The following is a 12,713-nucleotide window of genomic DNA, read 5'->3' as shown; positions in this document are numbered from 1 at the left end:
GATACGCAAATTCCCCCGGATTGGGCACTGTCGTGGCTGTGGCCTGCGCAATTACGCTCGATATTTCATCGCTCGCACCGCGACTCCCCGTTCCACGCGAGGTGGACCCCATGGCTGACATCGCTCTCGGGGCCGGCGGACGCAGCAACACCCGACGCCCTGCCGCCCAGTACGCCGCCCAGGTCCTGGCCGCCGTCGAGCGCGCCACGCTGCGCCTGGTGGACGCCGCCGAGGAGATCGACGAACTCGGCGTGCGCGCACCGAGTCTGCTGCCGGACTGGACGCGCGGCCACGTGCTCACGCACCTGGCGCGCAACGCCGACGGCTGCGCCAATCTGCTGCGCTGGGCCCGCACCGGTATCGAACACCCGATGTACACCAGCGCGGCCGACCGCGACGCGGCCATCGAGGAGGGCGCCACCCGCAGCAGGCACCTGCTGCTGGAGGACCTCCGCGCGGCGAGCGACCGCCTCACCCACGCGGCCCGCACCCTGCCGGACACGGCGTGGACGGCCGAAGTGGTCACCGCGCCCGGTGATCCGGTGCCCGCGCACCACGTGCTGCGGCTGCGGCTGCTGGAGGTGTGGGCGCACCTGGTCGACCTCGACGTGGGCGTCGGCTTCACCGACATCCCGATGCCGGACGTCGAATGGCTGTTGGAGGACACCGCGCAGTGGTTCGGCGGCCGCCAGGACGTGCCCGCGCTGTCCGTCGAGGTCGACTTCGGCGACCACCGGCGGCAGTGGGAGCTGCGCGGCACCACGTCCCGCCCGGCCGCGGTGCGCGGCGAGCCGGGGCCGATGCTCGGCTGGCTGCTGGGCCGCACCGGGGCGGACGAGCTGGAGGGCGAGGCGCCCGAGCTGCCGCCCTGGCGGTGACGTCGCCTCAAGCGTCCGGGCGGCGGGCGGCCAGGGCGGGGATCTCGGCGATCTTGGCCTCCGAGAGGTGATCCCAGAGGATGCCCCGGTTGCGCTTCGGTTCGGTGACCCGGAGCACCTCGTCCGGGGTGACCACGAGGTCCACGCGGAAGTCGTGCTCGGTCTCCGGCAGCGGCTCGTCGAGCACCTGGAGCCCGTGCACGGTGGTCGCGATGGTGGTCCGGTCGTCGACCAGGCCGGCCTCGACGAGCAGGCCGAATTCGAGGTCGGAGAACCCGCCGCCCTTGCCGACCCGCACCCCCTGCCGGTTGACCGCGACCGTGCCGCACACGACGAGGTCCACGCGCCGCATGTCCGACACCGCCACCGCCCTGCCGAGGCGCTGCACGCGCTCCTTGGCGGCGGCCCGCCGGGGCGGGACGTCCAGGCCCTCCGGGTCCAGCTCCACGAACGGCCGCTGCTCGGTCAGCCGCGGCACCGGCATGTAGAGCAGCTTGCCCGCCGACAGCGCCGCCGCGCGCACGGCCAGCTGCGGCCGGTCCGGGTTGATCTTGACGACGCGGGCCGCGCGCCACTCGGGCAGCTCAGCCAGCCGGCCGGCGGCCTCGTCGGCCCCCGCGAAGTTCGGGATCCGACCGCGGGCACCCGGGAAGCGCGCCACGCCGTGCCGCTCCAGCGCGTCCCACACCCGTTCCCGCACCGACTGCTTCTCCTCGTCGAGCACCACACCCGGCATGGTCCCCGCCCGGAACGCCGCGAGCACGCCTCGTGCGGGCGTTACGCTCGGCGCCGTGGAGGTTCAAGGAAACTACACCGGACACGTCGAGCCCGGCGGCCCCGCGGCCCGGCGTGAACTCGACGCGCTGACCATCACCAAGATCTCGGTCGGCCCCATGGACAACAACGCCTACCTGCTGGTGTGCCGCCGCACCGGCGACGCGCTGCTGATCGACGCGGCCGCCGACCCGGAACGCCTGGCCGACCTGCTCGGCCACGACGACGAGCGCCCGCGGCTGCGCACCATCGTCACCACCCACCAGCACCCCGACCACTGGCAGGCGCTGGGCTCGGTCGCCGGGCAGACCGGCTGCTACACGGTCGCCCACCCCGCCGACGCGAACGCGCTGCCGGTGCCGCCCGACCGCCTGGTCGAGCACGGCGACACGATCGCGGTCGGCGACTCCGAGCTTTCGGTCATCCACCTGCGCGGGCACACCCCCGGCTCGATCGCGCTGCTCTACCGGGACCCGAACGGCCGCCCGCACCTGTTCACCGGGGACTCCCTGTTCCCCGGCGGGGTCGGCAAGACCACGTCCCCGGAGAACTTCCGCTCGCTGGTCGACGACGTCGAGAACCGCGTGTTCGCCGAACTCCCGGACGACACGTGGTTCTACCCCGGCCACGGCGACGACTCCACCCTCGGCGCGGAACGCCCGAAGCTGCCCGAGTGGCGCCAGCGCGGCTGGTGACCACCCGCGCGACGAGGTGGCCGCGGTGCCACCTCGTCGCGGGCTCCCGGCAGCGTCACTCCAGCCAGAAGGAGGCGCGGCGCCGCCAGAGGTGGAGCAGGTCGCGGTCGCCGAAGGTCTCGACGTCGTCGGCGGTGCGGCGGCCGTAGGCGAACAGCAGCAGGTCGGCCAGCGGGGCGCGGACCGCCGCGGCGGCCTTGGCGTGCTCGCGGTGGAGGGCCGGGGCGTTGCCGGTGAGATCCACCGTCCACTCGGCTTCGGCGTCGGTGGCGTGCAGGTGCACCGTGCGGCCGGGACCGAGCAGGTCCGGGACGCCGGGACGGGGCTCGTACGCCTCGCCGAAGCAGCTGAAGGTCAGCCACTCCTCAAGGCCGTCGACGGCCAGCTGACCGTCCACAGTGAACTCGACGCCGACGGCGAGCGCGACGTCGGCGCGGTGCACCAGCGTCTCGTGGGCCATCCTCCTGGCCCAGAACAACGTCGTCATGTGGCCCGGAGCCGGACTCCAGACGCGCGTGTCGGGTCCCGCGTCGCGCAGCGCCCCCGCCAGGGCCGCTGCTCCGTCGGTGAGCCGGGCGCCCAGTTCGGCCAGGTCCTCGCCGCCGAGCAGCGGGACGTCGTTGACCGGGTCGTCGGGGACCTCCTCCGCGGCGCGGGTCCGCACGACCGTCTCCGCCCAGCGGTGCGCGCCGTTGAGGTGGCGCAGCAGTTGGCCGAGGTTCCAGGCCGGGCAGGTCGGCACCGCCAGCGCCGGGTCCGCATTGCGCAAGTGGGCGGAGCAGGTCGGTCTGGGCGAGGATCTCCGCGCGGTAGCGGTCGAATTCCAGCGTCACGGCTGCCACGCTAGCGCGTGTTTTATAAGCGGCGTAAGCCGCTTTCTCTTTCGGCGAGTACGCAAGCAACCGGCACCGCCGCGGGTTCTCAGCGGTCGTCTCGCGAGGACAGCCCCGACGTGGTGTAGGCGGCTACATGAGTCGGGGCTCCCGGAGCCGATGTGACTGCGGCGCGTCAGCGCCTCCGTGGGGGGCGGTGGTCGGGCGACGGGCGGGCCGCTGAGGTTCCGCCACCGGCACCGCCACGCAAAGCACTTCCGAAACACTCCCTAGTCGAGGCGCGGTGTTGCCGGACGCGTTCGTTCCCATTCGTCCTCGGAGCCGGTTCGCCTGCCGCGGAATGCGATCTCCGATCGGGGCCGGCTACGTCCCGAACGAATCCGGCGCTTTCTCCCCCACCACCCTCGTCCGTTTCCACCGCCGAACGCATTCGTGCGTTCCAGCGGGTGGCGAGGCGAATTCTCCGGCTAGTTCAGGAAGTCGCGGCCGACGCGGGGCGCCGATTCGGCGGGCTGCTCCTGCTGGGTGCGGCGCAGCCACAGCGCGCCGCCGAGCTGGAGCGCGGCGGCCGCGCCGGTCAGGGCGATGGCGGCGATCCCGAACCACGGCCAGCCGTACACCGCGGACACCACGACGGCGAGCACGAAGAAAACCACCGTGCGGTAGAAAACGATCATGAGGCGGCGGGAGTTCATCGCCTTCTTCGGCCTTTCGTCCGGATTCGCGTCGTGGCGGTCAACCGCCGTCCGGCTGAAAACCACCGCGGAACAGCGTAGTACGACCGTGCGGTTTTCCCGCGCGCGGCGAAGCCTTCCGGTGTCGCGGCTAACAACGGTTGGTTCACACCTTCTCCGAACGGCGGTGGATGGCTAGCCTATGGGCCGCGTCCGACCGCGGACGCCTGATTCGTTTTCGATCGTCCGCCCGGCGGAAGGGCGGTTGGCGCCCGCAGGAGGAAACCGATGAGCCCGATGTCCCGCAGCGGCGTGTCAAGACGCGGCCTGCTCCGACTCGTGGGCGGTGCCGCGGGAGCCGCGGCCGTCATGGGCGCGAGCGGGTGCGGCCTGCTCGGCGGTTCGAAGGGGGCCGAGGAAAGCGGCAACGGCGGCGTCGAGAAGTCGCGGCTGCGCGTCGGCGCCCTGCCGACCAGCGAGATCGCGCCGCTGCACCTGGCCGCGCAGAACGGGCACTTCCAGCGCGAGGGCCTGCAGGTCGACATCGTCACCGCCTCCGACGGCGCCGCCGCGCTGAACAGCACCATCGGCGGTGACTACGACATCACCTTCTCCAGCTACGTGCCGATCTTCCAGGCGCAGTCCAAGGGCATCGCGCAGCTGAAGATCGTGGCCGACTGCGCGGCGGCGGCCCCGAACACCTGCGTGATCATGGCCTCGCCCGCGTCCGGCGTGCGCCGCCCCGCCGACCTGGCCGGTCGCAAGATCGCCATCAGCGGCCCCGGGACGATCTCCGAGCTCATGGTCAAGGCGGCCATGCGCGCCAACGGCGTGGACTTCGGCGGGGTCAGCTGGGCCCCGCTGGGGTTCGTGAACATGCCCGCGGCGCTCCAGCAGGGCCAGGTGGACGCCGCCTTCCTCGTCGAACCGTTCCTGACCCTGGCGGCCCGCGACGCCCGCGCGCTGCCGGTGGTGGACACCGCGACCGGCCCGCTGGCGAACCTGCCGCTGGGCGGCTACGTCTCCACGGCCGGGTTCGCCGACGCCAACCCGAAGACGGTCGCGGCGTTCCAGCGGGCCATGGACAGCGCGGTGACCGAGGCCCAGGACCGCACCAAGATCGAACCGCTGCTGACCCAGTTCGCCAAGATCGACCGCGAGACCGCGTCGATCATCAGCCTGCTGCAGATGAACTCCCGCCCCGACACCTCCCGCCTGCAACGGGTCCCGCGCCTGATGAAGGACTTCGGCTACCTGGACAAGGACATCGACGTCGCCTCGATGATCGTCCCGCCGCGGAACTGACCCTCCAGCGGGCCCGGGGCCACTCGGGGAACCGCGCGGCTGCCGATCAGTCCTCGGCAGACTTGCGCGGTCTGGCGCGGACGTGCATCCGTTCGCCCTGCGGGCCGAACAGGCTGAGGATTTCCGCCGGGCTGTCGTCGGCGCTGCCGAACCAGTGCGGCTGGCGGGTGTCGAACTCGGCCGCCTCCCCCGGGCCGAGCACCACGTCGTGCTCGGCGAGCACCAGCCGCAGCCTCCCGTTGAGCACGTAGAGCCATTCGTAGCCCTCGTGGGTGCGCGGGTCGGGTTCGCCGCGCGGCGGGATGACCATCTTGTACGCCTGCAACCCGCCGGGACGCCGGGTCAGCGGCACCACGGTGTTGTCGCCGTACTGGACGGGCTCCAGGCGGACCCGCGGATCGCCGACCTTGGGCGCGCCGACCAGCTCGTCCAGCGGGACCTGGTGGGCCTGCGCGATGGGCAGCAGCAGTTCCAGGCTCGGCCTGCGCTGACCGCCCTCCAGCCGGGACAGGGTGCTGACCGAGATCCCGGTGCGCCGGGACAGCTCGCTCAGCGTGCACTGCCGCTGCTTGCGGATCTGCCGGAGCCGGGGGCCCACGGCGGCGAGCACGTCATCCACCCCTCCATTGCAGGATCGGCAAAGAACTTTGTCAATCCCGCGCACGGCCGGGCAGGGTCGAGCACATGACGGACATCGACTGGTCCGCGATGGCGGACGTGGTGGAGCTGGAGGGCGAGGCGCACGATCCGTTCGTGCGGCAGGCGATCGGGACGTTCGACGGCCTCGTCCCCGGGCGGGTCCTGGACATCGGCAGCGGGCCGGGCGTGGCGGCCTGCCGGTTCGCCGCGGAGTACCCCGGCGCCGAGGTCACCGCGGTGGACGGGAGCCCTGAGCTGCTGGAGCGCGCCGCGCAGCGGGCCGAGCGCCTCGGCGTGCGGTTGCGGACCCGGGTGGCCGAGTTCCCGGCGGGACTGGCCGAGCTGGAACCGGCCGACCTGGTGTGGGCCTCCCAGGTGGTGCACCACGTGCCCGACCAGCAGGACGCGCTGGACCGGCTGGCCGGGCTGGTGCGCCCGGGCGGTGTGCTGGCCGTGGTGGAGGGCGGGTTGCCCGCCCGCTTCCTGCCCCGCGACCTCGGGTTCGGCCGCCCCGGCCTGCAGGCCCGGATGGACGCGGCGATGACCGAGAAGTTCAACGCGATGCGCGGCGAGGGCCCGTCCGTGCTGGAGGACTGGCCCGGCATGCTCCGGGCGGCCGGGCTCACCGGAGTGCGCAGCCGCGCGTTCCTGGTCGAGCACCCCGCTCCGCTGGCCGACCGGACGCGCCGCTGGGTGCGGCTCACCCTCCAGCGGCGGCGCCACGGGCTCGCCGAGGTCCTGGACGCCGAGGACCTCGCGACGCTGGACCGGCTGCTCGATCCCGACGACCCCGCCGGGATCGACCGGCGGGCGGACGCGTTCCTGCTCGCCGCGCCCACCGTCCACTTCGGACTTCAGCGCATCGAGCCGGTGACGACGTAGCGCTGGTGCCAGGACAGCGATTCGTCGAGCAGGTGCGGCGTGTGGAAGCCGAAGGCCCCGCGCCGCGCGCGGTCGTAGTAGTCCCGCAGCGCCGGGCGGAAGTCCGGGTGCGCGCAGCGCTCGATGATCCGCTCGGCGCGCCGGCGCGGTGACAGCCCGCGCAGGTCGGCGAGGCCCTGCTCGGTCACGATCACGTCCACGTCGTGCTCGGTGTGGTCGACGTGCGAGACCATCGGCACGATCGTCGAGATCGCGCCGTCCTTGGCCACCGAGGGCGTCACGAAGATCGAGATGTGCGCGTTGCGGGCGAAGTCGCCGGAACCGCCGATGCCGTTCTGCACGCGACTGCCCATCAGGTGCGTGGAGTTGACGTTGCCGTAGATGTCGGCCTCCACGATGCCGTTCATCGCCAGGCAGCCGAGGCGCCGCACGACCTCCGGGTGGTTGCTGATCTCCTGCGGGCGCAGCACGATCCGGTCCCGGTAGGCGGCGGCGTCGCGGTTGAACCGGTCCGCCGCGGCGGGGCTCAGCGAGAACGCCGTCGCCGAGGCGGTCAGCAGCACCCCCGCGTCCAGCAGCCGGAGCATGCCGTCCTGGATGACCTCGGTGTAGGCGGTGAGGTCGCGGAACGGTCCGGTCTCCAGCCCGGCGAGCACGGCGTTGGCCACGTTGCCCACCCCGGACTGCAACGGCAGGAGGTTGCGCGGCAGTCGGCCGCGGTGCACCTCGTCGGCGAAGAAGTCCAGCACGTGCCCGGCGATGGACTCCGACACCGCGTCCGGCTCGGCGAAAACCGTGTTGCGGTCCGGGGATTCGGTCTCGACGACGGCGATCACCTTGTCCGGCGGGCATTCCAGGTAGGGCACGCCGATGCGGTCGGCCGGGCGGGTGATCGGGATCGGCGTGCGACCCGGGGGCTCGGTGGTGCCGTAGTAGATGTCGTGCATGCCCGCCAGGTGCGCGCTCTGCCAGGAGTTGACCTCCAGGATCACCCGGTCCGCCCGGTCCAGCCACGTCGTGTTGTTGCCGACCGAGGACGACGGGACGAGCCTGCCGTCCTCGGTGATGCCGCTGACCTCCACCACCGCCACGTCGAGGTGGCCGAAGATGCCCTGCCGCACCTGCTGCGCCACGTGCGAGAGGTGGATGTCGGTGTAGTCGAGCGAGCCCGCGTTGATCTTGGTGCGGCTGACCGGGTCGGACTGGTACGGCATCCGCAGGTCGATGCCGTCGACTTCGGCGAGCACGCCGTCCAGTTCCGGCGCGGTGGACGCGCCGGTCCACAGGCCGACCTTCATGGGCCGTCCGCAGGCCCGCTCCACGGCGATCCGCTTGGCCAGCGCCCCCGGCACCTCCTTCGGATACCCGGCGCCGGTGAATCCGCTCATGCCGACGTTGTCGCCGGGTTCGATGAGCTGCGCCGCCTCGTCGACCTCCACGACTTTCGCCGCGAAACGCCGGTTCCGAATCCTGCCGACCATGTTCGACCTCTCCGCTTTCCGCACAGGGTTGCACGTGAATTCCCGTTCCCGCGCCGCCATTCGCCAGGGCGTGGAGCGTCGCGGACGCATCGGCGCGGTGTGCCCGGGATCATAGGAAGCGAAAAACTGTCGACAACTGTGACACACGGCACCGGTTGCGCATCGGAGCCCGGTTTCACCCCATGGTGATCTTGCCGCGATCCACGTCCTGACATGCGCAAACACGGTCGGCGGTGATCGCCGACACGTCGGCGCACCGAATGTGCGAGCGGGTTCGCACCGCGACACCCGCGGTCGCCCTGCGAACTCGGTCGGAAACTCCGGGAACACTTTTCCCGCCGCACCGACATCGCCTGGTCAGCACCGCTTTCCGCGGCCCCGACGGGGCGCGCTGAACGCATTCCGACGCGCCGTCTTGGTCTTGCCCGGCGGAATTCGGCCCCTAACGTCGATCGGGACCGAGCACGACACCCGGCGAATTGCGACCGGGCCGATTCGAGGAAACGGAGCATGACCAACGCGAACGCCACCGACCGGACCATCGACCCGCTGGCGCTGCGCCACCAGATCTTCGGCGACGAGCCGCTGCGGGTGCGCGACACCGACCACTACACCCAGGAGTACGTCGGCGGACTCGTCGACAAGTGGGACGAGCTCATCGACTGGGACCGCCGCGCCGAAGGCGAGGGCCGCTTCTTCGTCGACCAGCTCCGGGCCCGCGGAGTGCGGCGGGTGCTCGACGTGGCGACCGGCACCGGCTTCCACTCGGTGCGCCTGCTCGACGAGGGCTTCGAGACCGTCAGCGCCGACGGCAGCCCGCAGATGCTCGCCCGCGCCTTCCGCAACGGGCTGGAGCACGGCGGGCACGTCCTGCGCACCGTCCGCGCCGACTGGCGGTGGCTCAACCGGGACGTGCACGGGGAGTTCGACGCCGTGATCTGCCTCGGCAACTCGTTCACGCACCTGTTCTCCGAGCACGACCGGCGCAAGGCGCTCGCCGAGTTCTACGCGATGCTCACCCACGACGGCGTGCTCATCATCGACCAGCGCAACTACGACGCGGTCCTGGACGGCACGGCCGGTGGCAACCGCACGTACTACTACTGCGGCGCGCGGGTCACCGCCGAACCGCACCACGTCGACGAGGGGCTGGCCCGCTACCGGTACGCGTTCCCCGACGGCAGCGAGTACTTCCTCAACATGTTCCCGCTGCGCAAGGACTACCTGCGCGGACTGTTGCGGGACGTCGGGTTCCAGCGCGTCGACACCTTCGGCGACTTCCAGGCCGACTACTCCGACGGCGAACCGGACTACTTCGTCCACGTCGCGGAGAAGCAGTACCTGCCGGAGGACTGACCCCCGCCACGGGGCACGGCCCGTCCGCCCGCGCAGGGCGGACGGGCCGTTCACGGCTTCAGGTGCAGGTCCGCCTCGATGCGGGCGGCGGTGGTCATCAGCGGCGGGACGATCTCGCGCCGGACGTCCTCCTCCGAGGCGCTGTGGACGTCCAGCGACACGTTGACCGCCGCGGTGACCCGGCCTTCGGGGTCGCGGATCGGCGCGGCGACCCCGCGCAGCCCCTCCTCCAGCTCCCCGTCGGAGATCACGAAGCCCTGCCTGCGCACCCGCGCGAGGTCGGCGAGCAGTGCCGCGCGGGTGGTGATCGTGCGCGGCGTGAGCCGCGGGAGCTCCACACCGCGCAACCGGGCCTCCAGGCGCTCCGGCGGCAGGCCCGCCAGCAGCACCTTGCCCATCGACGTCGCGTGGGCCGGGAACCGGGTGCCGATCGGGATCGTCACCGACAGCAGCTTCGGGCTGGGGACCTGGGCGACGTAGCAGATGTCGCCGCCCTCCAGCACCGCCACGGCGGTCATCTCGCGGAGTTCGGCGGTCAGGCGCCGCAGGTGCGGTTCGGCGATCTGCGGCAGCGACCGGCTCGCCAGGTAGGCGTGGCCGAACTCCAGCACCTGCGGGGTCAGCTCGAACAGCCGCCCGTCGTGCCGGACGTAGCCGAGGTCGACCAGCGTGAGCAGGATGCGCCGGGCTCCGGCGCGGTCGAGGCCGCTGGCCTGCGCCACCTCGGTCAACGTGAGCGCGGACCGCTCCGGCGAGAACGCGCGCAGCACGGCGAGGGCGCGCTCGACCGAGCGCACGAAATGCCGACCGCGCTGCTCCGCCACACCCGCCTCCCCGGAGTCCTCGGTCGGCGATGTTACGACCGCCGCGCTGCTGCGACGGCGACGCGGGTGGCGCCGACGAGGCCGAGCGCGAGGAAGGCGCCGGTGGTCAGCACTGCCCCCCGGGTCGCCGAGCTGAACCCGTCGGCCAGCGCGGGAACGACGTCCGGGCCGGGAGCGGGGTGCTCGCGCAGCGCCGCGATCACGCCGCCCGCCGAGTCCCGGGTCACCGCCGCCAGGCGGGCGGCGACCGGCGGCGGCACGTGCGCCGCGCGCAGGTCGGTCTCGACCGCGCTGCCCAGCCCCCAGGACAGCACCGCACCGGCCAGCGCCGTGCCCAGCGCCGCGCCGAGCTGGCGCACCGTGCTCTGCGTCGCCGAACCCTGACCGGACCGGTCGGCGGGGATGTCGACCAGCGTCGTCCCGGTCAGCTGCGCCGAAGCCAGGCCGAGCCCGGCGCCGTAGCCGACCAGCAGCACGGCGAGCAGCCACGGCGGCTCCTCGCGCGCCACGGACGCGGCGACCGCGACGACACCGAGCAGTTCCAGCAGCAGTCCGACCACGACGACCTTCGGCGGCCCCAGCCGCGCGGCCAGGTGCCGGGCCGCTCCCCCGGCGAGGAACGCGCCGACGGCCATCGCCGCCAGCACCAGCCCCGCGCCCATCGGACCGAGCGCGAGCACGTCGACCAGGAACAGCGGCAGCACGAAGAGCAGGCCGAACTCGCCGACGGCGACCGCCAGCGCGGTCAGGTTTCCCCACCGGAACGTCGGCGTCGCGAACAGGCCGAGGTCCAGGATCGCCGACCTGCCGAGCCGGGCGCGGCGCCGCTCCCACAGCACGAACGCGAGCAGGCACGCCACGCCGGCGACCGCGGCCACCGGCACCGCCGAGACCGGCGCGGTCACCGGCCACACCAGGCCGAGCACGCGCAGTTCCCCGGTGGGTCGCCACCAGCCGAGCGCGGCGCCCTCGATCACCGCGAACACGACCGCGCCGAACCCGAGCACGCTCAGCAGCAGCCCGACGACGTCGCGTCCCGGTTCGACCACGCGCTCCCGGGTCTCCGGGACGGCGAAGGCGGTTCCGACCAGCACCAGCACCGAGATCGGCAGGTTGACCAGGAAGATCCACCGCCAGCTCAGCGAGCCGGTCAGCCAACCGCCGAGCAGCGGGCCGACCGCGGCCATGCCCGAGATCACCGAACCCCACACGGCGAACGCGACCACCCGGTCCCGCCCGCGGAACACCGCGTTCACAGTGGACAGCGTGGCGGGCAGCACCCCGGCGCCGCCCACGCCCTGCACCACGCGCGCGGTGATCAGCCCGGCGGCGCCGCCGGCGAGGGCCGCCAGCAGGCTGCCGGCCGCGAACACCACGACGCCGGCGACGAACAGGCGGCGCCTGCCCCACCGGTCCCCGAGCCGCCCGGCGGTCAGCAGCAGCGCGGCGAACACCACCGAGTACAGGCTGGTGACCCACTGGGCATCGCTGAGGTCCAACCCGAGGTCGCCGACGATGACCGGCAGCGACACCCCGACGATCGTGCCGTCCACGACGATCACGGACAGCCCGGTGGCCAGCACCGCCAGCGCCGTCCACTTGCGACGGACGGCGCTCATCGCGCGGCTTCGCGCTCGGCCGTCGCGCCGACGAGGCTCCTGCGCAGGGCGAGGAACAGGTGGACCAGGCCGACGGTGAGCAGCACGTGGCCGAGCCCGGCGATACCGGAGATCGCCGCCGAGGACGGGCGCCCCAGCACGGTCAGCGTGCCGTGCGCGAACATCGTCGCGGCGGTGACCAGCAGGCCCGCGTTGTAGAACCAGAAGAACAGGGTGAACAGCCGGTTCCCGGAGATCGAGAACGCCTTGTCCAGGGCCAGCACGACCAGGAAGAACAGCATTCCCAGCGCCAGCAGGTGGGTGTGCACCACCGCCAGCTGGGTGTCGCCGGTGAATCCCAGCGCCTTGGTGAACTCCCGGTAGTACAGGCCGGCGAGCAGGCCGAGCACCGCATAGCCCAGTGCGGCCCAGTAGAGCTTGTCGAGTCCGGATGTCGCTTCTGGTTCTTCCGCCATGCCCCCAGCATCGCCACCGCCGACGGCCGCCACATCGCCCCGCGGATCGGTCCTCGGGCCACGGAAGCAGCACCCGGAAATCAACCGGACGGTCGATGCGCACACCCGGTTGCGCGTCCTTGATCGGGCCTGCCCCGCTTGCGTCCGGTGTCTTCCGCACAAAGGTGGGGACCGCCGTCTCCCCGGGCACCGGTCTGGCCGCCGTCGAAGCGGCCTTCCGCGCGCTCGACGCGGCGGGGCCGCAGTGACGCCCCCGGTCCCGGGGCGGCGGGCCCCGATCTGTTCCGCAGAGCAGAAT

13 protein-coding genes are annotated in these 12,713 nt (G+C 72.6%); 5 read left to right on the top strand and 8 right to left on the bottom strand.

All coding sequences use genetic code 11. The annotated features are described in order from the left end of the window. The first annotated feature begins 110 nt into the window (after window positions 1–110). On the top strand, window positions 111–878 hold the full coding sequence (locus NV263_RS09140) for a maleylpyruvate isomerase N-terminal domain-containing protein (protein WP_263252176.1): 768 nt from the start codon (window positions 111–113) through the stop codon (window positions 876–878). Window positions 879–885: 7 nt separating this feature from the next. On the opposite strand, the gene NV263_RS09135 is transcribed toward NV263_RS09140, so the two are convergent. Then, window positions 886–1,641, bottom strand: a complete 756-nt coding sequence (locus tag NV263_RS09135; protein WP_263252173.1) for a 5-formyltetrahydrofolate cyclo-ligase — start codon at window positions 1,639–1,641, stop codon at window positions 886–888. A gap of 28 nt (window positions 1,642–1,669) precedes the next feature. Between NV263_RS09135 and NV263_RS09130 the strand changes: the two genes are divergently transcribed. Beyond that, window positions 1,670–2,347, top strand: a complete 678-nt coding sequence (locus tag NV263_RS09130; protein WP_263252171.1) for an MBL fold metallo-hydrolase — start codon at window positions 1,670–1,672, stop codon at window positions 2,345–2,347. 55 nt (window positions 2,348–2,402) lie between these two features. On the opposite strand, the gene NV263_RS09125 is transcribed toward NV263_RS09130, so the two are convergent. Then, window positions 2,403–3,116 carry a maleylpyruvate isomerase family mycothiol-dependent enzyme gene (locus NV263_RS09125; protein ID WP_263252169.1) on the bottom strand — a complete coding sequence of 238 codons (714 nt, stop codon included), beginning with the start codon at window positions 3,114–3,116 and terminating at the stop codon, window positions 2,403–2,405. 531 nt (window positions 3,117–3,647) lie between these two features. After that, window positions 3,648–3,941: a hypothetical protein gene (locus NV263_RS09120; protein ID WP_263252168.1), complete on the bottom strand. Its 294-nt coding sequence runs from the start codon at window positions 3,939–3,941 to the stop codon at window positions 3,648–3,650. A 201-nt stretch (window positions 3,942–4,142) separates the two neighbouring features. Between NV263_RS09120 and NV263_RS09115 the strand changes: the two genes are divergently transcribed. After that, window positions 4,143–5,159: an ABC transporter substrate-binding protein gene (locus NV263_RS09115; protein WP_263252167.1), complete on the top strand. Its 1,017-nt coding sequence runs from the start codon at window positions 4,143–4,145 to the stop codon at window positions 5,157–5,159. A 46-nt stretch (window positions 5,160–5,205) separates the two neighbouring features. On the opposite strand, the gene NV263_RS09110 is transcribed toward NV263_RS09115, so the two are convergent. Continuing rightward, window positions 5,206–5,778: a helix-turn-helix domain-containing protein gene (locus tag NV263_RS09110; RefSeq protein ID WP_263252165.1), complete on the bottom strand. Its 573-nt coding sequence runs from the start codon at window positions 5,776–5,778 to the stop codon at window positions 5,206–5,208. A 65-nt stretch (window positions 5,779–5,843) separates the two neighbouring features. Between NV263_RS09110 and NV263_RS09105 the strand changes: the two genes are divergently transcribed. Then, the gene (locus NV263_RS09105; protein WP_263252163.1) at window positions 5,844–6,680 is read left to right on the top strand and encodes a class I SAM-dependent methyltransferase; all 837 of its coding nucleotides are present in this window, start codon (window positions 5,844–5,846) and stop codon (window positions 6,678–6,680) included. Here the strand turns inward: NV263_RS09105 and NV263_RS09100 are convergent. Next, window positions 6,653–8,161: an acetyl-CoA hydrolase/transferase family protein gene (locus NV263_RS09100; protein WP_263252162.1), complete on the bottom strand. Its 1,509-nt coding sequence runs from the start codon at window positions 8,159–8,161 to the stop codon at window positions 6,653–6,655. The two genes, NV263_RS09105 and NV263_RS09100, sit on opposite strands and share 28 nt — an antisense overlap. 510 nt (window positions 8,162–8,671) lie before the next feature. Between NV263_RS09100 and NV263_RS09095 the strand changes: the two genes are divergently transcribed. Continuing rightward, window positions 8,672–9,517: a glycine/sarcosine N-methyltransferase gene (locus tag NV263_RS09095; protein WP_263252160.1), complete on the top strand. Its 846-nt coding sequence runs from the start codon at window positions 8,672–8,674 to the stop codon at window positions 9,515–9,517. Between the two features lie 50 nt (window positions 9,518–9,567). On the opposite strand, the gene NV263_RS09090 is transcribed toward NV263_RS09095, so the two are convergent. The 3 genes from NV263_RS09090 to NV263_RS09080 are packed head-to-tail and all read right to left on the bottom strand — an operon-like array spanning window position 9,568 to window position 12,415. Then, window positions 9,568–10,341, bottom strand: coding sequence for an IclR family transcriptional regulator domain-containing protein (locus tag NV263_RS09090; RefSeq protein ID WP_263252159.1), 774 nt, complete (start codon window positions 10,339–10,341; stop codon window positions 9,568–9,570). Window positions 10,342–10,373: 32 nt separating this feature from the next. After that, window positions 10,374–11,960: a DHA2 family efflux MFS transporter permease subunit gene (locus NV263_RS09085; protein WP_263252157.1), complete on the bottom strand. Its 1,587-nt coding sequence runs from the start codon at window positions 11,958–11,960 to the stop codon at window positions 10,374–10,376. Further along, window positions 11,957–12,415, bottom strand: a complete 459-nt coding sequence (locus tag NV263_RS09080; protein WP_263252155.1) for a DUF2871 domain-containing protein — start codon at window positions 12,413–12,415, stop codon at window positions 11,957–11,959. Before NV263_RS09080 ends, NV263_RS09085 begins: the two co-directional genes overlap by 4 nt. Window positions 12,416–12,713 lie beyond the last annotated feature (298 nt).

The organism is Saccharopolyspora rosea (assembly GCF_025643595.1).
In the GTDB taxonomy this organism is placed as follows: Bacteria; Actinomycetota; Actinomycetes; order Mycobacteriales; family Pseudonocardiaceae; genus Saccharopolyspora; species Saccharopolyspora rosea.
Note: the sequence above shows the minus strand (reverse complement) of the source record. Positions and strands in the feature narration are given on the sequence as shown.

What these genes read in the sequence shown, in the direction of transcription:
- NV263_RS09115 (WP_263252167.1), top strand. Translation starts at nt 4,143, where the DNA reads ATGAGCCCGATGTCCCGCAGCGGCGTGTCAAGACGCGGCCTGCTCCGA.
- NV263_RS09105 (WP_263252163.1), top strand. Translation starts at nt 5,844, where the DNA reads ATGACGGACATCGACTGGTCCGCGATGGCGGACGTGGTGGAGCTGGAG.
- NV263_RS09080 (WP_263252155.1), bottom strand. Translation starts at nt 12,415, where the DNA reads ATGGCGGAAGAACCAGAAGCGACATCCGGACTCGACAAGCTCTACTGG.
- NV263_RS09095 (WP_263252160.1), top strand. Translation starts at nt 8,672, where the DNA reads ATGACCAACGCGAACGCCACCGACCGGACCATCGACCCGCTGGCGCTG.
- NV263_RS09085 (WP_263252157.1), bottom strand. Translation starts at nt 11,960, where the DNA reads ATGAGCGCCGTCCGTCGCAAGTGGACGGCGCTGGCGGTGCTGGCCACC.
- NV263_RS09140 (WP_263252176.1), top strand. Translation starts at nt 111, where the DNA reads ATGGCTGACATCGCTCTCGGGGCCGGCGGACGCAGCAACACCCGACGC.
- NV263_RS09100 (WP_263252162.1), bottom strand. Translation starts at nt 8,161, where the DNA reads ATGGTCGGCAGGATTCGGAACCGGCGTTTCGCGGCGAAAGTCGTGGAG.